General features: G+C 67.6%; 21 protein-coding genes. 15 read left to right on the top strand and 6 right to left on the bottom strand.

What is annotated here, in order from left to right; genetic code table 11:
- Positions 1-88 precede the first annotated feature (88 nt).
- Positions 89-523: a ClpXP protease specificity-enhancing factor gene (locus BMY69_RS11460; protein WP_090055853.1), complete on the top strand. Its 435-nt coding sequence runs from the start codon at positions 89-91 to the stop codon at positions 521-523.
- A 51-nt stretch (positions 524-574) separates the two neighbouring features.
- On the opposite strand, the gene BMY69_RS11455 is transcribed toward BMY69_RS11460, so the two are convergent.
- From BMY69_RS11455 to BMY69_RS11440, 4 genes are all read right to left on the bottom strand, one after another.
- Positions 575-970, bottom strand: a complete 396-nt coding sequence (locus BMY69_RS11455; protein WP_090054667.1) for a DUF3301 domain-containing protein — start codon at positions 968-970, stop codon at positions 575-577.
- A 315-nt stretch (positions 971-1,285) separates the two neighbouring features.
- Positions 1,286-2,161: a carboxylating nicotinate-nucleotide diphosphorylase gene (nadC, locus tag BMY69_RS11450; protein WP_090178110.1), complete on the bottom strand. Its 876-nt coding sequence runs from the start codon at positions 2,159-2,161 to the stop codon at positions 1,286-1,288.
- Between the two features lie 135 nt (positions 2,162-2,296).
- Positions 2,297-4,564, bottom strand: a complete 2,268-nt coding sequence (locus tag BMY69_RS11445) for a DUF1631 domain-containing protein (protein WP_090178107.1) — start codon at positions 4,562-4,564, stop codon at positions 2,297-2,299.
- An 87-nt stretch (positions 4,565-4,651) separates the two neighbouring features.
- The gene (locus BMY69_RS11440; protein ID WP_090055851.1) at positions 4,652-4,933 is read right to left on the bottom strand and encodes a Trm112 family protein; all 282 of its coding nucleotides are present in this window, start codon (positions 4,931-4,933) and stop codon (positions 4,652-4,654) included.
- A 74-nt stretch (positions 4,934-5,007) separates the two neighbouring features.
- On the opposite strand from BMY69_RS11440, the gene purE reads away from it, so the two are divergent.
- Both purE and BMY69_RS11430 read left to right on the top strand, forming a co-directional pair.
- On the top strand, positions 5,008-5,523 hold the full coding sequence (gene purE / locus BMY69_RS11435) for a 5-(carboxyamino)imidazole ribonucleotide mutase (protein ID WP_090178105.1): 516 nt from the start codon (positions 5,008-5,010) through the stop codon (positions 5,521-5,523).
- Positions 5,520-6,674: a 5-(carboxyamino)imidazole ribonucleotide synthase gene (locus tag BMY69_RS11430; protein WP_255364531.1), complete on the top strand. Its 1,155-nt coding sequence runs from the start codon at positions 5,520-5,522 to the stop codon at positions 6,672-6,674. Before purE ends, BMY69_RS11430 begins: the two co-directional genes overlap by 4 nt.
- Positions 6,675-6,711: 37 nt before the next feature.
- Here BMY69_RS11430 and BMY69_RS11425 read toward each other — a convergent pair whose 3' ends face one another.
- Positions 6,712-7,293, bottom strand: a complete 582-nt coding sequence (locus tag BMY69_RS11425; protein WP_090178103.1) for a Fe-Mn family superoxide dismutase — start codon at positions 7,291-7,293, stop codon at positions 6,712-6,714.
- A 106-nt stretch (positions 7,294-7,399) separates the two neighbouring features.
- On the opposite strand from BMY69_RS11425, the gene grxD reads away from it, so the two are divergent.
- The 11 genes from grxD to BMY69_RS11375 all read left to right on the top strand — a co-directional run bounded on the left by grxD (position 7,400) and on the right by BMY69_RS11375 (position 19,610).
- Positions 7,400-7,723, top strand: coding sequence for a Grx4 family monothiol glutaredoxin (gene grxD / locus BMY69_RS11420; protein ID WP_090054658.1), 324 nt, complete (start codon positions 7,400-7,402; stop codon positions 7,721-7,723).
- A complete protein-coding gene (locus BMY69_RS11415; RefSeq protein WP_090178100.1) occupies positions 7,720-8,493 on the top strand; it encodes an SDR family NAD(P)-dependent oxidoreductase in 774 nt (257 codons plus the stop codon). Before grxD ends, BMY69_RS11415 begins: the two co-directional genes overlap by 4 nt.
- 58 nt (positions 8,494-8,551) lie before the next feature.
- A complete protein-coding gene (locus tag BMY69_RS11410; protein ID WP_090055846.1) occupies positions 8,552-9,148 on the top strand; it encodes a YhgN family NAAT transporter in 597 nt (198 codons plus the stop codon).
- 229 nt (positions 9,149-9,377) lie between these two features.
- The gene (locus BMY69_RS11405; RefSeq protein WP_090178097.1) at positions 9,378-11,084 is read left to right on the top strand and encodes a bifunctional ornithine lipid synthase OlsF; all 1,707 of its coding nucleotides are present in this window, start codon (positions 9,378-9,380) and stop codon (positions 11,082-11,084) included.
- Positions 11,085-11,530: 446 nt separating this feature from the next.
- Complete coding sequence (locus BMY69_RS11400) at positions 11,531-14,911, top strand: TonB-dependent receptor (RefSeq protein ID WP_090178095.1); 3,381 nt, start codon at positions 11,531-11,533, stop codon at positions 14,909-14,911.
- Positions 14,912-15,103: 192 nt separating this feature from the next.
- Positions 15,104-16,501, top strand: coding sequence for a nucleotide 5'-monophosphate nucleosidase PpnN (ppnN, locus tag BMY69_RS11395; protein WP_090178092.1), 1,398 nt, complete (start codon positions 15,104-15,106; stop codon positions 16,499-16,501).
- Positions 16,502-16,640: 139 nt separating this feature from the next.
- The gene (locus BMY69_RS11390) at positions 16,641-16,796 is read left to right on the top strand and encodes a DUF3309 domain-containing protein (protein WP_089978734.1); all 156 of its coding nucleotides are present in this window, start codon (positions 16,641-16,643) and stop codon (positions 16,794-16,796) included.
- Positions 16,797-16,873: 77 nt separating this feature from the next.
- Positions 16,874-17,008, top strand: a complete 135-nt coding sequence (locus BMY69_RS19930; RefSeq protein WP_255364530.1) for a hypothetical protein — start codon at positions 16,874-16,876, stop codon at positions 17,006-17,008.
- Positions 17,008-17,613 (top strand): DNA-3-methyladenine glycosylase, encoded by a 606-nt coding sequence (locus BMY69_RS11385; RefSeq protein WP_090178090.1) that lies wholly within the window; start codon positions 17,008-17,010, stop codon positions 17,611-17,613. The genes BMY69_RS19930 and BMY69_RS11385 overlap by 1 nt, the downstream gene beginning before the upstream one ends.
- A gap of 66 nt (positions 17,614-17,679) precedes the next feature.
- The gene (locus BMY69_RS11380) at positions 17,680-17,952 is read left to right on the top strand and encodes a hypothetical protein (protein WP_090178088.1); all 273 of its coding nucleotides are present in this window, start codon (positions 17,680-17,682) and stop codon (positions 17,950-17,952) included.
- Positions 17,953-18,038: 86 nt separating this feature from the next.
- Entirely contained in the window at positions 18,039-19,610 is a 1,572-nt protein-coding gene (locus BMY69_RS11375) for a PAS domain-containing sensor histidine kinase (protein WP_090178086.1), read from the top strand.
- Here the strand turns inward: BMY69_RS11375 and BMY69_RS11370 are convergent.
- Positions 19,607-20,500, bottom strand: a complete 894-nt coding sequence (locus BMY69_RS11370; RefSeq protein ID WP_090178085.1) for an AraC family transcriptional regulator — start codon at positions 20,498-20,500, stop codon at positions 19,607-19,609. The genes BMY69_RS11375 and BMY69_RS11370 overlap by 4 nt on opposite strands.
- A gap of 116 nt (positions 20,501-20,616) precedes the next feature.
- On the opposite strand from BMY69_RS11370, the gene BMY69_RS11365 reads away from it, so the two are divergent.
- Positions 20,617-21,387 carry an SDR family NAD(P)-dependent oxidoreductase gene (locus BMY69_RS11365; protein WP_090178082.1) on the top strand — a complete coding sequence of 257 codons (771 nt, stop codon included), beginning with the start codon at positions 20,617-20,619 and terminating at the stop codon, positions 21,385-21,387.

Genomic DNA, 21,387 nt, shown 5'->3' with positions numbered 1-21,387 from the left:
ACCTTGCCCTGCCGGGCTTTGGGTGCTTCCCGACCGACCGGCGGGTACGACGAGGACGGATTCCATGGATACGAACGAAAACGCGGGCATGACCTCCAATCGGCCCTATCTCCTGCGCGCCATCTACGACTGGATCAGCGACAACGGCCTCACGCCGTACGTCCTCGTGGATGCGGGCTTCCCGGGCGTGCGGGTGCCGTCGCACGTGGTGAAGAATGGCCAGGTGGTGCTCAATCTCGCCATGCGCGCCGTGGCCAACCTCGACCTCGGCAACGACCGGATCGCCTTCCAGGCCCGCTTCTCGGGCGTGAGTCAGTCGATCGTCATTCCCGTCCACGCCGTGCTCGCGCTGTACGCGCAGGAGAACGGCCAGGGCATGATGTTCCCGGCCGACGAGAACGAGGCCCTGAACGCCGGTGCCGCCGACGAGTCCGAAGGCGAGGCCGGCGACACGCCACCCGCCTCGGGTGGCGACGACGACCGTCCGAAGCGCGGCACGCCGCATCTGCGCGTCGTCAAGTAACGAAAAACCCGCCGGAAGGCGGGTTTTTCATGTCGACGAGGATGTCGTTCGTCAGTGCAGCCTGCGCCGGTCGGCGAGCGAGATGATATTGCTCGTGGCCAGCACGCTGTCGGTAGCCACGACGGTCTCGAGTTCCGGTGCGCCCGAATGGGGCAGCGAGAAACTCGCGACCTCGTTTCCGGTCATCCAGAGGCGGGCAGGCTGGCGCGATTGGCCATCTTCGCTAACCTCGAACGCGTAGCAGCGCTCGAGGCGGCGTGCGCCGTCGACGCCCTGCCAGCGGATCGCCCGCAGGCCGACGCTCTGGTCGAGCAGCTGCAGTCCGTAGCGCTTGCACAACGCCATCGCCGCTCGCACCGCCACCTCGCGGGCGCGCGTCAGCCGATACCACGCGGCCACGCCGGCAGCGAGCACGAACAACCAGAAGAGGTCGGTGAACGAGGTCATGGGAGCAGTGTGTGGCCGCGCGGGCGCGACCACAAGTCCCGCCGCGACGTAAGAGCCATCGCGCCCAGGTGCGCTCCAACGTCGGGGTGTTGTGGGAGCGGACCTGGCCGCGACAGCCCTTCGCCACAGTCATGGAGCTCGCGGCTAAGAGCCATCGCGCCCAGGTGCGCTCCAACATCCGGGGTTTTGTGGGAGCGGACCTGGCCGCGACAGCCTTTCGCGACAGTCATGCAGCTGGCGCGCGAGCTACAGGGGTGCGGCTAAAAGCTGTCGCGCCCAGGTGCGCTCCCACAGGGCGCTCCTACAGTTGCGCTTCTACGGGTGCTTCACGTCCAGGCGCAGCGACAGGTCGATGGCGCGGATGTGCTTGGTCAGCGCGCCACTGGAAATGAAATCGACGCCCGTCTCGGCGATCGCGCGGATGGTGTCGATCTCGACGTTGCCGGACACCTCGAGGGGGATGCGTCCCGCGGTGTACGCGACGGCCTCCGCGAGCATCGCCGGCGTGAAGTTGTCCAGCAGCGCGCGGTCGGCACCGGCCTGCACGGCCTGCGCGAGCTCATCGAGGTTTTCCACTTCGACGATGAGCGGAAGGGTAGGGTGCGTGTTCCGCGCGGCGCGTACCGCCGCGGGAATGCCGCCCGCCGCGATGATGTGGTTTTCCTTTAGCATCATCGCGTCGAACAGGCCGATGCGGTGGTTGGTACCGCCGCCGCAGCGCACGGCGTACTTCTGCGCGCGGCGCAGGCCCGGGATGGTCTTGCGGGTGTCGAGCACCCGTGTCCGCGTGCCGGCGATCGCGTCGACGTACTGCGCCGTCACGGTCGCGGTCGACGACAGCAACTGCAGGAAGTTGAGCGCGGAACGCTCGGCGGTCACGAGTGCCCGGGCATTGCCCGCCAGCCGGCAGATCGGCGAACCGGCGGCGACCCGGTCGCCGTCGTTCGCCAGCCATTCGATGCGTACGTCGGGATCGAGTTTGCGAAAGCACGCGTCGAACCAGGGCGAGCCGCAGAGCACCGCGTCTTCCCGACAGGTCAGCACGGCCGTGGCGGTGGCCTTCGGGTCGAGCAGGTCGGCCGTGGCGTCGCCGGGTCCGATGTCCTCGGCGAACGCGCGCTCGACATCGGCAAGGATCTCAGTCTGCGACGGCAGCGCGTCGGCAAGGTGTCGCGGGTCGGAAGGGCTCATCGGCGGGGCGGCAAGGGAAAGGCCGCTACCTTACCGTAGGAGCGCGCCCTGCGCGCGACAGCTTTTCGCCCCGGTCCGCAGGCCGCGCGCCAGCTCGCAGGCTGCGCGAGGAGCTGTCGCGCGCAGGGCGCGCTCCTACGCGTTATCGGGCTGGCGCAGTTTCTCGACGATCGCGTCCATAGCGCGGTCGAACAGCAGCGTGGAGTCGAGCACGCGCGCGGTGCCCTCGGCGAACGCCTGCGCGAGGCCGGCGAGGCTGTGGTCGGCGACCTTCAGGCCGCGGCGGTTCACGAAGAGGTAGCGCCCGCTGATGGGGGATACCCAAGACAGCTTCGCGCGGTCGGTCGTGCCGTCGCCGGCCACGAACTCGAGCCACTGACCCACCTTCAGTTCGCGCGCCTGCGCGAGGTAGGTCTCGTCGAACGCCTCGTCGCGCAGCGCCGCCTCCTCGTCGTCCGGATCGGGCGCGAGGACGGGCTCCTCGATCGCCTGGATCGCTTCGGGCAGCGGCATCACGCTGGCGACGATCGTGCCCGAGGCGGTCTCCGGCGCGGCCTCGCCGAGCTGCTGGCGGTAGAACGCGTGCAGCTGGGCCAGGAGTTGTTCGGTGTCGGCTTCCTGGAACGCCACGGCCGCCAGGCCCCGGCGCAGCGCGCGCTCGACGCCCGGCAGCATCGCGCGAAGGTCGCGGCGGGCGTTGGTGTCGTGCACGGGCCGCGCGCTGGCGACGAAGTCGTCGATGAAGCGCAGCGAGTCGCGGAATTCGTGCGACTCCTCGCCCTGGCGAAGCAGCGTCAGCACGATGTAGTTGGCCCAGGCGCGCGTCAGCACGCCGTAGATCAGCGGCGGCAGCGAGGCCTCGCCGATGCGGCCGACGATTTCCTGGGCGGCGCGGCGGCGGGCCTGCTCGAGCTTCTCGCGGCCGCGGGTGGATTCGGCCACGCGCTGCTCGGCGAGCTCCGCGCGCTTGCGGCTGATGTCGAGGAAATCCTGCAGTTCGGTCGCGAGACGATTGAAGATGCCGAGGTCGTCGTCGAAATCGTGCAGCAGGCGCTCGACGATCGTCTTGACCTTCTCGTACAGGCGGCCGTCGCGATCGGCCTCGGCCGACCAGCCCTTGGCGGCGTCGGCGAGGGCGTCGAGCAGCTGGCGCGCCGGATGCGTCTTGTGCGCGAACATCCGGCGATCGAGCAGCGCGACCTTGAGATAGGGAATCTGCAGGCGCGCGAGCATCACCTGCATTTCGGCCGGCAGGTTGTGGTCTTCGAGGATGAACTCGAAGAGCATGCCCACCAGGTCGATGGTGTCTTCGTCGACGCCCGACACGTGCGCCGTCTGCTGGCCGCGCAACTGGCCGATCTGCGCGAGCAGCTGTTCCTTCAGCTGGGCGACGTCGCGCGTGACGTCCGCCTGCGTGGCGAGCGGCGCAGCGTTGCTCGGCAGCACCGCGATCTGGCTCTGCAGCAGCGTCAGCGCGCCGAGGAGTTCGGTGGGGCTCGGGAGCGGCCCGGTCGGGATCGGCGCGCCACTCGCGCCGCCGGTGGCGACATCGCCGCGGCGCGCGGAGAACAGGGCATGCAGCGACTGCATGAATTCGGCGGCCGCGGCATCGGTGACGGGCGCGGTGGCATACGCCGCCTGCGCCGCGGCGGGCGACGCGGGACCGATCGGGGCGGGCGCGTCGCTGCGACGCGTCGAGATTTCGTGCCGCAGCTGCGGCAGCACGCCGGCTGCCGCGAGCTCGTTGTTGATGTCGTCGTACAGCTCGTCGATGCCGGCGAGCACGTAGCGGTCGAAGAGCTTGTAGATGATCAGCTTGACGCGCACTTCCACGAGCAGCTCGCGCATCGCCTGGCGGAACGCGCCGGCGAGCGACGCGGGACCGACAGGATTGCTGGCGTCGTCCATGCGCGCACCGCCACAGATGACCGACAGGCGCTGGGTCACCGCGAACAGGGCGCGTGCGAGGCGCTGCTCGTTCTTGCCGATCATGCTGGTGATGGCGAGCGATTCTTCCAGCTCGTTCTCGCCGACGAGGCTCAGCTCGATGTTGGCGAGCGGCCGGGCGGAGGCGTCGGCATCCGGCGCGCGCGTGCGGCCGGCCGAAAAGTCGGCGAGGTCGCGGGCCACCTGGCCGAGGAACGTGCGCTCGACGATCGCGCGCTTCTTGCGAACCTCGCGCATGCCGTCGAAGAACTGGGTCTGCGCCGCGTTGTTCTCGGCTTTTTCCGCGAGGTCGAAGAGGGCGTCGTCGATGTTCTCGAACATGTTCGAGGCGAGTGCGTGGAGCCGCTTGGTGGCCAGCCCGCGAACGGTGACCAGCAGCGCGCCCACGCGTTCGCTGCGCGGGTCGAGGCGCTGACTGAGGTCGACGACGTTCGACGGCTCACTCGCATTGTTCATCGCACATCCTGGATCTGTAGCTGGCCCCCGCCTGAGGCGCCATTGTGCGGGAACCAATGTTTTATAGCGTGACTCGCGTCACGGATTTTATGCGCGATCCGTTTCCGGCGTGAAGCCGCCCAGCTGCACCGTGCCGATGCCCGCTTCGGGGAGCATGACGGGGATGCCGTCTTCCACCCGGTACACGAGCTGGCCGTCGGTGGTGATCAGTCCCTCGGCGATGGGCTCGGCGACCTTCTCGCCGGCCACGGTGTCGAGGGTGCCGCCGCGGATGGCGGCGTTGAGCTGCTCACGCTCGGTGGCGGTGAGCGGGCGCAGCGGTCGCTTGCTGACCGGGCAGCAGAGGATGTCGAGGAGACGCTTGTCCATGAGGAAGCGGCCGATGCCGGCCAACCCGATAATTAGGAATGCCTTTACAATAGCGACTTTTGGGTGCTCGGGCCATGATTTCCAACGAGGGTAACGAAGCGGGCGCGCCGCGCGTGGGCGTGGTGATGGGCTCCCGTTCGGACTGGGAAACGATGGAGCACGCCTCCAGCATGCTGACCCGCATGGGCATCCTGCACGAGGTCCGGGTCGTCTCGGCCCACCGCACCCCCGACCTCCTCTTCGACTACGCGAACACGGCTCGCGGGCGAGGCATCCAGGTGATCGTGGCGGGCGCCGGCGGCGCCGCACACCTGCCCGGCATGCTCGCCGCCAAGACCCCGCTGCCCGTGTTCGGCGTGCCCGTGCAGTCCAAGGCGCTGAACGGCATGGATTCGTTGCTTTCGATCGCCCAGATGCCGGCGGGCATCCCCGTGGGCACCCTCGCGATCGGCCGGGCCGGGGCGACCAACGCCGCGCTGCTCGCCGCCGCCGTGCTCGCCCTGCACGATCCGGCCGTCGCCGCGGCGCTGGACGCGTTCCGCGCCGAGCAGACGCAGACCGTGCTCGACAACCCGGATCCGCGTTCGTGACGCGCCGTCTCCCCACCGTCGGCATTCTCGGGGGCGGACAGCTCGCGCGCATGCTCGCCCTCGCCGCCGCGCCGCTGGGCATCCGCACGGTCGCCTTCGACCCCGTCGCCGACGCCTGCGCGGGGCAGGTCACCGAGCTGACGGTCGCCGGTTGGGACGACGAGGTGGCGCTCGGCGCGCTCGCCGGCCGCGTCGACGCCGTGACCTTCGATTTCGAGAACGTGCCGGCCGCCACGGCGGAGCGGCTGGCGGGGCAGGTCCCGGTACACCCGAATGCCGGCGCGCTCGCCGTCGCCCAGGACCGGCTGGCCGAGAAGACCCTGTTCCGGGAGTCCGGCCTGGCTACGCCGGAGTTCGCGCCCGTCGACACCCGCGAGGACCTCGTTGCCGCGGTCGCCCGCATCGGCCTCCCGGCCATCCTCAAGACCCGTCGTCTCGGTTACGACGGCAAGGGGCAGTTCCGCCTGAAGACGGACGCCGATGTCGACGCCGCCTGGTCCGCGCTCGGCGAGGCGGCCGGCAAGCATGGCCTGATCCTCGAAGCCTTCGTGCCGTTCGACCGCGAGCTTTCCGTGGTGGCCGTGCGCGGACGCGACGGCGCCTTCCGCACGTGGCCTTTGACGCGCAACTGGCATGTCGATGGCGTGCTGTCGGTGAGCCTGGCGCCCGCACCGGGGACGTCGGACGAGCTGGAAGCGGCGGCGGTCGCGCACGCGAAGGCCATCGCCGAGCGGCTCGATTACGTCGGCGTGTTCGCGCTGGAGCTCTTCGTGCGTGGCGGCGAGCTGCTCGGCAACGAGATGGCCCCTCGGGTGCACAACTCGGGACACTGGACGATCGAAGGCGCCCATACCAGCCAGTTCGAGAACCATATCCGCGCCGTGCTCGGCCTGCCGCTCGGCGATACCGGCGTGCGTGGTTGCAGCGCCATGCTCAACTGGATCGGGCAGATGCCCGACCCGGCACCGGTGCTGTCGGTGGCCGATGGCCACTGGCACGACTACGGCAAGGAAGCGCGCGAGGGCCGCAAGGTCGGCCACGCGACGGTCTGCGCCCCGGACGCGGGCACGCTGCGGACGAGGCTGGCGGAAGTGGCGGTCGGTCTGGGACGCGAAGCGCAGGTGGCGCCGGCGCTCGACGCGCTCGGCTGACCGGAGGTGGGAGCGGATACGATCCGCTCCCACGGGATCAGGCGAGGTTCTTTTCCGCGAACTCCCAGTTCACCAGGTGCCAGAAGTTCTCGAGGTACTTCGGGCGCGCGTTGCGGTAGTCGATGTAGTACGCGTGCTCCCACACGTCGGCGGTGAACAGCGCCGTGTCGCTGCCGGTGAGCGGCGTGGCGGCGTTCGAGGTGTTCACGATGGCCAGCGAGCCATCCTGACGCTGCACGAGCCAGGTCCAGCCCGAGCCGAAGTTGCCGGTGGCCTGCTTCGTGAACTCTTCCTTGAACTTGTCGACCGAGCCGAAGGCCTTGTCGAGGGCTTCCTTGAGCTTCGCCGGCGGCTCGGCGGCCTGCGAGGCGGGACGCATCGAGTTCCAGTAGAAGGTGTGGTTCCACACCTGGGCGGCGTTGTTGAAGATGCCGCCGGACGAGGTCTTGACGATCTCCTCGAGCGTCTTGTTCTCGAACTCCGTTCCCTTGATCAGGTTGTTGAGGTTCGTGACGTAGGTCTGGTGGTGCTTGCCGTAGTGGAATTCGAGCGTTTCGGCCGAGATGTGCGGCTCGAGGGCATTCTTCTCGTAGGGAAGCGGAGGAAGTTCGAACGCCATGAGGGGCTCCTTAGCGGTGGCTGGGGGGATGGGCGCAGGCAGGGAGGGGCAGGCCGTCGCTGCTACACTATGTAACTAATCGCATTCTAATGATGAAATCCGACCTATGGACGTCGTAGACGAGATCAAGGCCATCGTGGCGGCCCATCCGATCGTGCTTTTCATGAAAGGCACGCCGGAATACCCGACCTGTGGCTTTTCCGACCGCGCGGTGAAAGCCCTGCAGGCGGCGGGCGCGACGTTCCATCCGGTCAACGTGCTGGCCGATCCGCGCATCCGTGCGGGCCTGCCCCATTATTCGAACTGGCCCACGTTCCCGCAGCTGTTCCTGCTCGGGGAATTCATCGGTGGCTGTGACATCGTCGAGGATCTCCACGCCGCCGGCGAGCTGAAGCGCATGGCGGCCGACGTGGCCGGAGCCGAATCGTGAGCGCGTTGCCCTCCGCTCGGCTTCCCGGCGACTGGGCTCCGGCCCCGGGCCTGCTGGCCGGTCGTGTCGTGATCGTGACCGGCGCCACCGGCGGTCTCGGCGGCGAATCGGCCCGGGCGATCCAGCGCGCCGGCGGCACCGTCATCATCACGGGTCGCAAGGTGCGCGCCCTGGAAAAGTTCTACGACGAACTGGTCGCCATCGGCGGCAGCGAGCCGGTGATCCATCCGCTCGATCTCGAAAGCGCCACGCCGGCCGACTACGCGGCGCTCGCCGAGGGCGTCGAGAACGAGTTCGGTCGCCTGGACGGTATCGTGCACGCGGCGGCGCACTTCAACGAGCTGACGCCCATCGCGATGCACAAGCCCGACGACTGGCTGCGCGCGATGCAGGTCAACGTGTCCGCGCCCTTCGCGCTGACCCAGGCCTGCATGCCGCTGCTGGCGAAGGCCGACGACAGCGCCGTGGTGTTCGTGCTGGACGATCCCGAGCTGCTCTCCCGCGCGCACTGGGGCGGCTACGGCGTGTCCAAGGCCGCCGTGGAGCGCATGGCCGCGGTGTTGCACGCGGAGAACGGCCGTGGCGCGATGCGCGTGCACGCCTTGCTGCCGCCGCCGATGCGCACGGCGCTGCGGCGGGCCGCCTACTACGGTGAGAACACGCTCGACCGGCCGCTGCCGACCGCGTCGGCCGACGCCGTCGTCTATCTGCTCTCGGGCGCCGGCGCGCCGGCGCGCGGCACCGTCCTCGACATCCGCCACACCCATTGACCACGCGCCGCCCGCTCCCGGGCGGGCGCACGAAGGAGTTCTACCCATGGAAACGCAGATGACGACGTTGTCCGCGGGCATCCTGCTGTTCCTGATCATGGATCCGCTGGGCAACATCCCGCTGTTCCTCGCCCTGCTGAAGGACGTGCCGCCCCAGCGCCGGCGCAAGGTGATGATCCGCGAGCTGCTGATCGCGCTCGGCGTGCTCGTGGCCTTCCTGCTGGGCGGCCAGTACATCCTCAAGGTGCTGCAGCTGCGGCAGGAGTCGGTGAGCATCGCCGGCGGCATCGTGCTGTTCCTGATCGGCATCCGCATGGTCTTTCCGCCGGTCGAAGGCGGCGTGTTCGGCAAGCCGGGCGAGGGCGAGCCGTTCATCGTGCCGATGGCGATCCCCGGCGTGGCTGGCCCGTCGGCCATGGCGGCGCTCCTGCTGCTGACCAATTCGCAGCCGGGCCGCACGGCGGAGTGGGGCATCGCGCTGTTCCTCGCCTGGCTGACCACCTCGGTGATCCTGCTCAGCTCCACCTTCCTGTTCCGCTGGCTGGGCGAAAGCGTGCTCACCGCGCTGGAACGCCTGATGGGCATGCTGCTCATCGCCCTCTCGGTGCAGATGTTCCTGGGCGGTCTGTCCGCTTATCTGCACATCGCGGTCTGATCAGAGCTTCCTCAGCCGCGGCCATTGCCGCAGGAACATACGTGGCGGTAGGGTTACTGTCATAATTGCCCGCGAGCATGCGCGGAAGGGTAGGAAGCTCCTATCCCCGGGCATGGGCCGAAAGGCCTGATATGGGGCATTGAGGATGTTCGAAGGCACTATGCGTAATCACGTCTCTGCACCGGCCCGGCACGGCAGCCACCGTTCGACGTCACAGGGAGCCTAAGACATGCTGAGCATCGATCGGACACTGCTGGAACGCGTGCCCTGGCTGGCGCAGCATCCGCTCCTGCGCAAGCCGCTCGTCGGGATGCTGGAAACCCTGGCGCACGAAGACCGCTTCAATCGCACGCTGGCCTACGCGGGCAACGCGGTCGGTTTCGACTTCTGCGAGAAGACCCTCGATTACCTCGGCGTCAGCTGCCGCGTCACCGAACGCGAGCGCGAGAACATTCCCGTCGAAGGCCCGCTCATCGTGGTGGCCAACCATCCGCTGGGCATGGTGGACGCCATCGCGCTGATCCAGCTCATCGGTTCCGTTCGCCGCGACGTGCGCATCCTCGGCAACGAGGTGCTCTCCGCGGTGCCGCAACTCGGCCCGCTGCTGCTGCCCGTCGACGTGTTCGGCAAGGGCGCCTCGTCGAAGATGCGCGGCGTGTTCCGCGCGCTCGAAGCCGGCGAAGTCATCATCATGTTCCCCGCTGGCGAAGTGTCCCGCATGCGCGCCGGTGGCGTGCGCGACGGCAAGTGGTCCGACGGTTTCGCCCGCCTCGCCATGCGGGCGGGCGTGCCGGTGTTGCCGGTGCACATCGCCGCGCGCAATTCGGTCGCGTTCTACGGCCTCTCCATGCTCGCCAAGCCGCTGAGCACCGCGATGCTTCCGCGCGAAGCGACGTCGGGCAAGCAGCGCGTGGGCTTCCGCATCGGCAAGCTGGTCGATGCCGACGAACTCAAGCAGGCCAGTGGCGATAACGCGCAGCAGGCCGCGAAGCTGATGCGTCGCCACGTCTACCGCGTGGCGCGTCAGCGCGGGCTCGTCTTCGGCGGGCAGACGCCGCTGGCGCATCCCGAGCCGGTCGAGCGCGTCGTCGCGGAACTCGACAAGGCCGAGCTGCTGGCCGAGCTGCCGGATGGCAAGAAGATCCTGCTGATGCAGGGCTCCAGCGACAGCTACGCGCTGCGCGAGATCGGCCGCCTGCGCGAGCTCACGTTCCGCCGCGTCGGCGAGGGCACCGGCAAGCGGCGCGACCTCGACGCCTACGATCCGCACTACGAGCACCTGGTGCTCTGGGACGCGAAGGCGCTGCGCATCGTCGGCGCGTACCGCTTCGGCCACGGTGGCAGGCTGATCGCCGAACACGGCATGAGCTCGCTCTACACGTCGAGCCTCTTCGATTATTCGCCGGCGCTGGAATCGCGTCTTGCGCAGGGCCTCGAGCTCGGGCGCAGCTTCATCGCGCCGGCGTACTGGCGTTCCCGCGCGCTGGACCAGCTCTGGCAGGGCATCGGCCTCTACCTGCAGCGTCACCGCGAACTGCGCTACCTGTTCGGGCCGGTGAGCATGTCGGTGAGCATGCCCCGCGAAGCGCGCGAGTGGATCGCGGCGGCGCACCAGCATTTCTTCGGCGTGCAGGGTCTGGCCGCCGCGCGGCAACCGTTCGTCATTCCGGAAGCCACCATCGAATCCGTGCGCAACGAGCTCGCGGGCCTCGATCCCGCGGCGGGCCTCGGCCGGCTCAAGCATCGCCTCGATGCGCTGGGCGTCACGCTGCCGGTGCTGTACCGCCAGTACGTCGACCTCGTCGAGCCGGAGGGCGTGCAGTTCCTCGCCTTCGGTGAAGATCCGGACTTCTCGGGCTGCGTCGACGGCCTGGTGATGCTCGATCTCGCTTCGCTCAAGCCGGCCAAGCGGTCGCGGTACCTCGGCAAGGTCTGATATTCCAGACCGACCGGGATGTGGCGTCGGTCGGGGGCTGGGGCTCGCGGCCGGCGTGTGCGGGGACTTGCTGACCGAGGCGAAAAGACGTCGCGCGCAGGGCGCGCTCCTACGGCGGTGTTCGTGAAGGCGGCTGTTACCGCGACGGCGGTGCCGTCGGCATCTTGGTGATTAAATTCAATGGCTTGCGGTCATCCGCCGGGTGGCTAGGAAAAATTGGTATTTATCAAACCGGCGTGAAAACGTTACAAAAGTGTCATACAATGCCGTTAAAGTTGGCTTAACAACTGTCGCCACCGCGTTACGACTCGTGACCGGGTTCACATAGAGACGACACAGCCACCAGTTGGGGAAGTCCAAGCGAAGCGCGCCACCCGGCCCCTTGCCGAGTGCCCCTTCGTGCGGCCGAAGATTTTTTCGTTGCAAGCCACAGGGTCGACCATTAGATGAATAGCCGAATCCGCGCCAAACTTCTGCCGCTCGCGATCGCATCGCTGCTCGCGGCACCTGCTGCGTTCGCGCAGGAGACGTCCTCCACCATCAGCGGTCGCGTCCTGGACGCCAGCGGCCAGCCGGTGAGCAACGCCACCGTCACCATCGTGCACGAGCCCTCGGGCACGACGAAGACGACCGTCACGGATGCCGCCGGTCGCTATTCGGCTCAGGGTCTGCGCGTCGGCGGTCCGTTCGACGTCACCGCGTCGAAGGAAGGCACGCCGTCGGTCCGCCAGGACAACGTCTATCTCCAGCTCGGCGCCGACACGGCCGTGAACCTCACCGCCGGTGGTGCCGCCAGCGCCGCCGATGCCACCGCGCTGGGCGCGGTCACCGTGTCCGCGGTGTCGGGTCAGTTCACCTCCGAGAACAAGGGTCTCGGCACGAACATCTCGCAGGCCGAACTGAAGGCCGCGCCGTCGCCGAGCGGCAACATCGCCGACATCGCGCGCCGCGATCCGCGCGTCAACGTCGACCACGGCACGGGCGCCATCTCGGCCAACGGCCAGAACACGCGCCTCAACAACATCAAGGTCGACGGCCTGGGCGTCGGCGACCCGTTCGGTCTGAACTCGACCGGCATGCCGACCGTCGGCTCGCCGGTGTCGCTCGACACGATCGACTCGTTCAACATCTCGACCGCCAACTACGACGTCTCGTCGGACACCGTCGGTGCCGAGATCAACGCCGTCACCAAGTCGGGCACGAACGAATTCCACGGTTCGGCCTACTACGGCTTCAAGAACGCCAGCAGCATGGTCGGCAAGGCCGGCTGGCTCGACAACAACCGCGACTACACCGAGTTCGACCGTAACTGGAAGGCCGGTGCGACCGTCGGCGGTCCGATCATCAAGGACAAGCTGTTCTTCTTCGCCGGTTACGAGAAGGAAGAAGTCACGGGCCTGAGTTCGGGCGCCGTCAACGGCCTCGATCCGACGCTCGCCAATTCGACGCTCAACAAGGTGTCGCCGGACGACTTGCAGAAGATCATCAACGGCGCGAATGCCCTGGGTCTTTCGCCCGGCACGACCGCCGCCAACGCCGGCACGCTGACCGACAAGCGCTACATCGCCAAGATCGACTGGAACATCACCGACGGTCACCGCATGAACCTTGCGTACTCGCGTACCAAGGAAGTGAAGCCCAACCCGCAGGGTAACGGCGTCAACTCGATCGGCCTGTCCAGCTACTGGTACACGGTCAACTCGGACATCAAGAACTACACGCTGCAGTCGTTCGACGACTGGGCCGACAATTTCTCGACGGAAACCAAGGTCGGTTACAGCGACTACCAGCTCAACCGCTCGGTCGACACGCAGCAGCCGCAGATCACCGTGCGCGTGAACAACACGAACTTCGGCACGGCCGCCACCGGTCCGACCGTGAACCTCGGTGAAGACCAGTTCAGCCATTACAACAGCGCGTCGGTGAAGAGCCTCAACGCGATGTGGGCGGGCACGCTGTACCTCGACGACCACACCATCAAGGGTGGCGTCGAATGGGAGCGCAACCGCATCTACAACCTGTTCGGTCGCACGCAGTTCGGTGCGTACACGTTCGGCAACAATGGCCAGAACAACATCGCCAACGGGCTGTACAGCAACTACTCGCTGTACCGTCCGGCGCCGGGCTACTCGCTCAACGACATCGCCGCCCAGTGGGAGCTGCGTCGCAACACGTTCTTCCTGCAGGACACGTGGCAGCCGACCGAGGCTCTCTCGGTGCAGTTCGGCTTCCGCGTCAACAAGTACCTGACGAACGACAAGCCGCTCTACAACGCCGACTTCGCACGTACCTACGGCTTCAGCAACGCGAACACGATCAACGGCAGCAAGCTGGTCGAGCCGCGCTTCTCGTTCAACTACACCTTCGACAGTGAATACAAGACGCAGCTGCGCGGTGGCGTCGGCCTGTTCCAGTCCGATCCGCCGACCGTGTGGATGACGAACCCGTACCAGAACAACGGTATCAACATCGTCACGTATTCGTACGATCGCAACGCCAACGGCACCTGTAACCTCGGCACGCAGAAGAACATCGCCTGCCCGCTCTTCAGCGCCGATCCGTTCAATCAGCCGACCAGCGGTCCGGGCGTGACCCCGCAGCAGGCCGTCGATACCGTCGACAAGAACTTCAAGTTGCCGAGCGTCTGGAAGTCGTCGCTGGCGTTCGATCGTGAACTGCCGTGGCAGGGCATCATCGGCACGATCGAGTGGCAGCACATCGAAGTGCAGGATGGCATCCTGTACCAGAACCTCAACCTCGGCGCGCCGACCGGCATCATGCCGGATGGTCGCTACACGTACGCCGGCTGCATCGGCGGTTCGACGCCGCTCAACGGTCCGGCCGCCACGAACTGCGCGACCGTCGTCAACGGTGTGAACAACCTCAATGGTGCGAACACCGGCGGCGCCAACGCCCGCTTCCGCCAGAACGGTCGCTTCGCCCAGGGTGTCACCTACCTGACGAACACCAAGAAGGGCGGTTCGGACACGGTCACGCTGTCGTTCTCGAAGCCGATGGCCGACGGCTGGGCATGGAGCATCGCGGCGACCGGCGGTCACGCGACCGAAGTGAACCCGGGCACCTCGAGCCAGGCCACGTCGAACTACTCGAACAGCGCCTGGTATAACCCGAACGAAGACGTCGCCTCCACGTCGAACACCAACATCGCGAAGCGCCTCAACGCCTCGCTGACGTGGCAGCACAACTTCTTCGGCGACTACGCCACGACGATCAGCGCGTTCTACGACGGCCACAGCGGCGTGCCGTACAGCTGGATCTTCGGCAACGACTCGAACGGCGACAGCTACTCGAAGGACCTGGCGTACATCCCGACCCGTGGCGATGGCACGATCTTCCGCAACGCGACCGGCTCGGCCGCCGCTTCGCAGGCGCTCGTCGACCAGTTCTACAGCTACATCCAGGGTGACGACTACCTGCGCAAGAAGCAGGGCGAAGTCGCTCGTCGCAACGGCGCCACCTCGGCCTGGGTCAACCAGATCGACCTCAGCCTGAGCCAGGAAATCCCGGGCATCTTCAAGGGCAACAAGGGAGAGATCCGTCTCGACGTCTACAACTTCCTGAACCTGGTGAACAAGGACTGGGGCCAGCAGTCGTACATCGGCTTCCCGTACACCCGCACCCTCGCCAACTTCGGTGGCGTGGATCCGGCGACGGGCAAGTACATCTACAACCTGCCGACCGACGCCAACGGCAACTACCAGCCGGGCCAGAAGGCGATCTACGACGCCCCGACCGACAACAGCGCGACCAAGGTCAACCCGGTCTCCCGCTGGTCGGCGATGCTGACGGTTCGCTACACGTTCTAAGCGAAGGATTCGCCTGAAAGACGAGAAGCCGGCACCTGCAAGGGTGCCGGCTTTTTTCTTGGCCGTCCGGTCGCTGCCCTGGACGCGGCCCCAGACTTGACCCCCGCCGACGACTCGCGTGATCCTAGGCGGTCCGCTCCCGACCCGGGGCGGGGTTCGCCGCTAATTCGCGGTCAGAAGGAACGTAACACCATGAATGCCATCCAGTTCGGGGATCCGGTCAGCGGCAGGACCGTCAGCGCCCGCGTCTCCCCGGCCGGCGGTCTCGACATCCTTTCCCGCAACGAGGTCGCGCGCCTGCGCGACGCCAGCGGGTCCGGGTTGCACCAGCTGCTGCGCCGCTGCGCGCTCGCCGTGCTCACCTCCGGCAACCTCTCCGACGATCCGGGCTCGATCTTCGAGCAGTACCCGGACTTCGACATCCAGGTGCTGCAGGAAGACCGCGGCATCAAGATCGAACTGAAGAACGCGCCCGAGCAGGCGTTCGTCGACGGCCGCATCATCCGCGGCATCAACGAACTGCTCGTCGCCGTCGTGCGCGACATCGTCTACATCTCCACGCAGCTGGAAGCCGGCGCGTTCGACCTCGACGACACCGTCGGCATCACGCACGCCGTGTTCGAGATCCTGCGCAATTCGCGCATCCTGCGTCCGCAGGTCGATCCCAACCTCGTCGTCTGCTGGGGTGGTCATTCCATCTCGCGCGATGAGTACGAGTACACCAAGCGGGTGGGTTACCAGCTCGGCCTGCGCGGCATGGACATCTGCACGGGCTGCGGCCCGGGCGCGATGAAGGGCCCGATGAAGGGTGCGACCATCGCGCACGCCAAGCAGCGTCGCAAGGGCAATCGCTACATCGGCATCACGGAGCCGGGCATCATCGCCGCCGAATCGCCGAACCCGATCGTCAACAACCTCGTGATCATGCCGGACATCGAGAAGCGTCTCGAAGCGTTCGTGCGCCTCGGACACGGCATCATCGTGTTCCCGGGCGGCGTGGGCACGGCGGAAGAAATCCTGTACATGCTCGGCATCCTCCTGCTGCCGCAGAACAAGGGCATTCCGTTCCCGCTGATCTTCACCGGTCCGCAGAACTCGGCGGCGTACTTCGAGCAGATCGACCGCTTCCTGCGGCTCGCGCTGGGCGACGAGGTGGCGGAGCACTACCGCATCATCATCGACGATCCCGCGGCCGTCGCGCATGCGATGGTGTCCGGCGTCGACAAGGTGCGCAACCATCGCCTCGACAACAAGGACGCCTTCTTCTTCAACTGGGCGCTCGAGATTCCGCTGCCGTTCCAGCGGCCGTTCCGTCCGACGCACGAGGCCATGGCGTCGCTCGCGTTGCATCGCGGCCGCCCGCGTCACGAACTCGCGGCCGATCTGCGCCGCGCGTTCTCGGGCATCGTCGCGGGCAACGTCAAGGAAGAGGGCGTGCGCGCGATCGAGGCGCACGGTCCGTTCGTGATCGACGGCGAAACCGAGATCATGCGCGCGCTCGACGACCTGCTGAAGGCGTTCGTCGAACAGCACCGCATGAAGCTTCCGGGTGGCACGGCGTACGAGCCGTGCTACGTCGTCCGGACGTGATCCACGGCCGGCGCGGCGTCCTGTCGCGCCGGCCTTCCGGTGGCTGAATGTGGTGCGCGCCATGTGGCTTCGCATCACGACGTCTCCACGGCGCCGACCGGACGATGCGCGTAACTGGGACCACTGCCGGAGACGCCACATGCTCATCACCATTCTCATCGTCGTGCTGATTCTCGCCCTCATCGGCGGCCTTCCCACCTGGGGTTATTCCAGCGGTTGGGGCTATGGTCCCAGTGGCGGTATCGGCGTGATCCTCGCGATCATCCTCGTCTGCTGGCTGCTTGGCGTATTCTGACGAATCCGAATCGGCGGACCGTCGATCCGACGGTCCGCTTTTCAGCTGGCGCAGCGGACGCGCCGCCGGAGTTCGCCATGCCACGTCCCCATCGCCCCGTACCCGATACCGAACGCCAGGCGCCGGGCACATCGCCGCCGCCCTACGATCACGAACCCGTCGAGCGCCCGGGCCCCGACCCGGATACCGACGGCGAGCCGCCGGAGACGTGATGGCGGCACGACGACCTCGCTGGCCCGGCGACATCCTTCCCCGAGCCTTCTTCCATCGCGACCCGCGTGTCGTGGGCCCTGAACTCCTCAACAAGGTGCTCGCCTGCGCCGACGGCCGGGTAGGGCGCATCGTCGAAGTCGAAGCGTACTGCGGCGCGTTCGATCCGGCGGCACACACCTTCCGCGGCAAGACGAAACGCAACGCCGTGATGTTCGGCCCGCCGGGTCATATGTATGTGTACTTCACCTATGGCATGCACTGGTGCTGCAACACGGTGTGCGGCGACGACGGCGAGGGCGTCGGCGTCCTCATCCGCGCGCTCGAACCGATCGCGGGGCTGGAACGCATGCGCGAGGCCCGGCCGAAAGTGCGGCGCGATCGCGAACTTTGCAGCGGTCCGGCCCGCCTGACCCAGGCGATGGGCATCACCGGCGAGCAGAACGGGATCGACCTCGTGCGGGCGAAGGAGGGCTACACGGTGCTCGACGACGGCATGCCCGCTCCGGAGAACGTCCCGGGCTCCGCGCGCATCGGCATCCGCGAAGGCACGGACCTGCTATGGCGCTGGTACGTGGCGGGCAATCCCAACGTGTCGAGGGCCTGAGGCCTCGACTTGGCCTGCGTGGGGCCGCGATATACGCTCTGCCCGAAGTCCGGACCAGGAGCCCGCATGAAGCGCGCCATCGCCATCCTCATCTTCGCCCTGCTCGCGGTCGACGCCGCCGCGGCCGACACGTACCGGTTCGGCTCGCAGGTCATCTCCACGGGCGACAGCGAAGGCCGCCTGCGCCAGGTGGCCGGCAAGCCCGACCGGGAGACGCCCATCGAATCCCGCCACGGCGGTCTGGAAGGGTACCGCCTCGAGTATTACCAGCGCGGCAAGTCGGTACAGTTCGAGGTCGTCGACGGCCGCGTGCGGTCGATCACGCAGATCGAAAGCTGAAAGATGCGCCCAAGCGTGAAGGTTTCTTCACGAATCCGTGAGTAGCGCGTGCGTACGGTCGGCGGTCCGGGAATACAGGTGTGGAAATGACCCAGGACAATCTCGACGAACTGCGTCGAAGCCACGAGCAGTTCCGATTGCTCGTGCAGGGCGTGGCCGACTACGCCATCTACATGCTCGATCCCGAGGGCAATGTCTCCAGCTGGAATTCGGGTGCGGAACGGATCAAGGGTTATCTCCCGGACGAGATCATCGGCTCGCATTACTCGGCGTTCTTTACGCCGGAAGACGTCGCCCGGCGCGAGCCGTGGGACAACCTCGTCGCCGCGCGCGAGGTCGGGCGGCTCGAAACCGAAGGCTGGCGCGTCCGCAAGGACGGCACGCGTTTCTGGGCGCACGTGATCCTCGACCGCATCGAGGACGAGTCCGGCAGGTTCGTCGGCTTCGCCAAGGTGACGCGCGACGTCACCGAGAAGCGCAACGCGGCGATCGCCCTGGAGCAGGCCCGCGAAGCGCTGTTCCAGTCGCAGAAGCTCGAGGCGGTGGGGCAGCTCACGGGCGGCGTGGCGCACGACTTCAACAATCTGCTCATGGCGATCCACGGCAACCTGGAGCTCCTCACGCATCGCGACGACCTTCCCGCCCGCGCCCAGACGCTGGTGGGCAACGCGCTGAACGGGGTGCGTCGAGGGGTCGCTCTCGTGCAGCGCATGCTCGCGTTCGCACGCCGGCAGCAATTGCACCTCGCGCCGGTCAGCATCCCCGACCTCGTCTACGGGATGTCCGACCTGATGCGCACGTCGCTCGGGCCGGCCATCGTCGTGGAGGCGAGCTTTCCGTTGTCGCTTCCGCCGGTGCTGGCCGACAGCAATCAGCTGGAACTGTGCCTGCTCAACCTGGGTGTCAACGCCCGCGACGCCATGCCGGACGGTGGCAAGCTGGTGATTTCCGCGCGGCCCGAAACACTGAGCGAGGACACCGTGCTCGGGTTGCCCGCGGGCGGCTACGTGCGTCTCTCCGTGGCGGACGATGGCACCGGCATGGACGAAGCGACGCTCGCGCGCGCGACGGAGCCGTTCTTCACGACGAAGGGCGCGGGAAAGGGGACGGGTCTCGGCCTGTCGATGGTCCATGGCATCGTGCAGCAGTGCGGCGGGGCCATGCGTCTGAAGAGTTCGCAGCCCGGCGGCACCACCATCGACATCTGGCTGCCCATCGCCGGCGCCACCGCCGCCGCGATGTCGCAGGGCTCGCAGGCGCAGGTCGAGCATGCTGGCCCGGCTGTGTCGGAGGATGCCATGGCGCCCTCGGTGCTCGTGGTCGACGACGATCCGCTCGTTCTCGCGACGACGGTGGAGATGCTCTGCTATGCCGGTTACGACGCCGTGGGGGTGTCGTCCGGGCAGCAGGCGCTCAGGTTGCTCGCGGAGGCGAAGGGCATCTCGATGATGGTCACCGACCAGGCGATGCCCGGCATGACGGGCGTCGAACTGGCCGCGCAGGTGACCGAGCGTTACCCCGATCTGCACGTCGTGCTCGCCAGCGGCTACGCGGAGCTACCGGGCGACGCGCCGGGCATCCACGCCCGTCTGCAGAAGCCTTACGGCCGCACCGAACTCATCGCGTCGCTGCGTCGCTCTGAAACGGGCGTGGCCTAGACGGACGCGGACGACCGCAGATTCGTGACGTCGCGACGTGGCGGGCTGCCGAACATCCGGGCGTACTCGCGGCTGAACTGCGAGGGGCTCTCGTAGCCGACCGCGTAGGCGGCGGCTTCCGCGCTGGAGGCGTCGGCGAGCATGAGCCGGCGCGCTTCGTGCAGGCGCAACTGCTTCTGGTACTGCAATGGCGTCATCGACGTCACCTGCTTGAACTGGCGGTGGAACGCCGAGGTGCTCAGCTGCGCCAGCGACGCGAGTTCTTCGATCCGCACGGGCTCGGCGAAGCGGTCGCGCAGCACGCGAATGGCCCCGATCACCCGACCCGGCGTGGCGTGACTGGCCGCGAGTCGCGCGAGCACGCCGCCTTGCGGACCCATCAGCATCCACGCCGCGAGTTCGCGCATGATCGCGGGCTGCAGGATCGGGATCGCGGCCGGGGTATCGGCCAGCTGGACCAGCCGGGTCACGGCGTCCGCGACCGGGCCGTCGATCCGGATCATCGCCGCCGCGGGCTCGTCGTCCGGGGCAGGCCGGGGGCGTGGCTCCATGGACGACATGACGTCGTGGAGCAGGGCGACATCCAGCTCCACGATCGCACCGAGAAACGGCTCGGACGGGCTGGCCTGGGTCACCTCGCCGAGGGCGGGCGTGTCGACGCCCACCACCAGGGCCTGGCCGGCCCCGTAATCGACACGCCGCTCGCCGAACGTCGCCGTCTTCGAGCCCTGCGCGACGGCGCACAGGACGGGCCGGTAGACCAGCAGGTTCGGCATGCGCGCGGTCTCCGAGCGCAGGATGGTCAGGCCCGGGACGCCGGTCGCATACGGACTCTCGCCGGGCCGCCGGCTCGTGAAGAGCGTGAGGGCATCGATGAGCGCGTTCGGCATCGGGGTCTCCGGAGGTCGGGAGCAGGATCGGGCAAGAAGGGGGCGCCTTCCGGCATTCAGGGATCGTCGCCCGGCTTCTATGGTGGCGAGCATCCCACCAACCAAGGAACCTCGCCATGAACAGCACGCTTTCTTCCCGCCGGGTCGCCCTCGTCACCGGCGGCAGCCGCGGCCTGGGTCGCAGCATGGTTCTCGCGCTCGCCGCTCGCGGCGTCGACAGCATCCTGACCTATCAGTCGCGCCGCGACGATGCCGACGCCGTCGTCGCCGCCGTCCGCGAGGCGGGAGCGCGCGCGGTGGCGCTACCGCTCGACGTCGGCAACGCCGCCTCGTTCGCCGGATTCGTCGATGCCGTTGACGGTGCGCTGGCCGAACTCGGCGCGGCGAAACTCCACTATCTGGTCAACAACGCCGGCACCTCGCTGCACAAGCCTTTCGCCGAGACGACCGAGGCCGAGCTGGACGGCATCTACGACGTGCACTTCAAGGGCCCGTTCCTGCTGACGCAGGCCCTGCTCGCGCGCATCGCCGACGGCGGCGGCATCGTGAACATCTCCAGCGGCCTCGCACGCTTCGCCGGCGCGCCGACGCCCGTGTACGGCGCGATGAAGGCCGCAGTGGAAGTGCTCACGCGTTACCTCGCGAAGGAACTCGGTCCGCGCGGCATCACGGTGAACGCCGTCGCCCCCGGCGCCATCGCCACGGATTTCAGCGGCGGAGTGGTCAGGGACAATCCGGAGGTCCAGAAGATGGTGGTCGCGAACACGGCGCTCGGCCGCGTGGGCCTGCCCGACGACATCGGCCCGATGGTCGCCTCGCTACTCGACGATGCGAACCGCTGGATCACCGGTCAGCGCATCGAGGTGTCCGGGGGCATGATGCTCTGA

The organism is Luteibacter sp. UNC138MFCol5.1 (assembly GCF_900110505.1).
Classification (GTDB): domain Bacteria; phylum Pseudomonadota; class Gammaproteobacteria; order Xanthomonadales; family Rhodanobacteraceae; genus Luteibacter.
The sequence above is the reverse complement of the archived record's forward strand: the minus strand, read 5'-3'. Positions and strand labels throughout refer to the sequence as shown.

Excerpts from the sequence above, each read along its gene's own strand:
- BMY69_RS11460 (WP_090055853.1), top strand. The coding sequence starts at position 89 with ATGACCTCCAATCGGCCCTATCTCCTGCGCGCCATCTACGACTGGATC.
- BMY69_RS11455 (WP_090054667.1), bottom strand. The coding sequence starts at position 970 with ATGACCTCGTTCACCGACCTCTTCTGGTTGTTCGTGCTCGCTGCCGGC.
- nadC (WP_090178110.1), bottom strand. The coding sequence starts at position 2,161 with ATGAGCCCTTCCGACCCGCGACACCTTGCCGACGCGCTGCCGTCGCAG.
- BMY69_RS11445 (WP_090178107.1), bottom strand. The coding sequence starts at position 4,564 with ATGAACAATGCGAGTGAGCCGTCGAACGTCGTCGACCTCAGTCAGCGC.
- BMY69_RS11440 (WP_090055851.1), bottom strand. The coding sequence starts at position 4,933 with ATGGACAAGCGTCTCCTCGACATCCTCTGCTGCCCGGTCAGCAAGCGA.
- purE (WP_090178105.1), top strand. The coding sequence starts at position 5,008 with ATGATTTCCAACGAGGGTAACGAAGCGGGCGCGCCGCGCGTGGGCGTG.
- BMY69_RS11425 (WP_090178103.1), bottom strand. The coding sequence starts at position 7,293 with ATGGCGTTCGAACTTCCTCCGCTTCCCTACGAGAAGAATGCCCTCGAG.
- grxD (WP_090054658.1), top strand. The coding sequence starts at position 7,400 with ATGGACGTCGTAGACGAGATCAAGGCCATCGTGGCGGCCCATCCGATC.
- BMY69_RS11410 (WP_090055846.1), top strand. The coding sequence starts at position 8,552 with ATGACGACGTTGTCCGCGGGCATCCTGCTGTTCCTGATCATGGATCCG.
- BMY69_RS11405 (WP_090178097.1), top strand. The coding sequence starts at position 9,378 with ATGCTGAGCATCGATCGGACACTGCTGGAACGCGTGCCCTGGCTGGCG.
- BMY69_RS11400 (WP_090178095.1), top strand. The coding sequence starts at position 11,531 with ATGAATAGCCGAATCCGCGCCAAACTTCTGCCGCTCGCGATCGCATCG.
- ppnN (WP_090178092.1), top strand. The coding sequence starts at position 15,104 with ATGAATGCCATCCAGTTCGGGGATCCGGTCAGCGGCAGGACCGTCAGC.
- BMY69_RS11390 (WP_089978734.1), top strand. The coding sequence starts at position 16,641 with ATGCTCATCACCATTCTCATCGTCGTGCTGATTCTCGCCCTCATCGGC.
- BMY69_RS19930 (WP_255364530.1), top strand. The coding sequence starts at position 16,874 with ATGCCACGTCCCCATCGCCCCGTACCCGATACCGAACGCCAGGCGCCG.
- BMY69_RS11385 (WP_090178090.1), top strand. The coding sequence starts at position 17,008 with ATGGCGGCACGACGACCTCGCTGGCCCGGCGACATCCTTCCCCGAGCC.
- BMY69_RS11380 (WP_090178088.1), top strand. The coding sequence starts at position 17,680 with ATGAAGCGCGCCATCGCCATCCTCATCTTCGCCCTGCTCGCGGTCGAC.
- BMY69_RS11375 (WP_090178086.1), top strand. The coding sequence starts at position 18,039 with ATGACCCAGGACAATCTCGACGAACTGCGTCGAAGCCACGAGCAGTTC.
- BMY69_RS11370 (WP_090178085.1), bottom strand. The coding sequence starts at position 20,500 with ATGCCGAACGCGCTCATCGATGCCCTCACGCTCTTCACGAGCCGGCGG.
- BMY69_RS11365 (WP_090178082.1), top strand. The coding sequence starts at position 20,617 with ATGAACAGCACGCTTTCTTCCCGCCGGGTCGCCCTCGTCACCGGCGGC.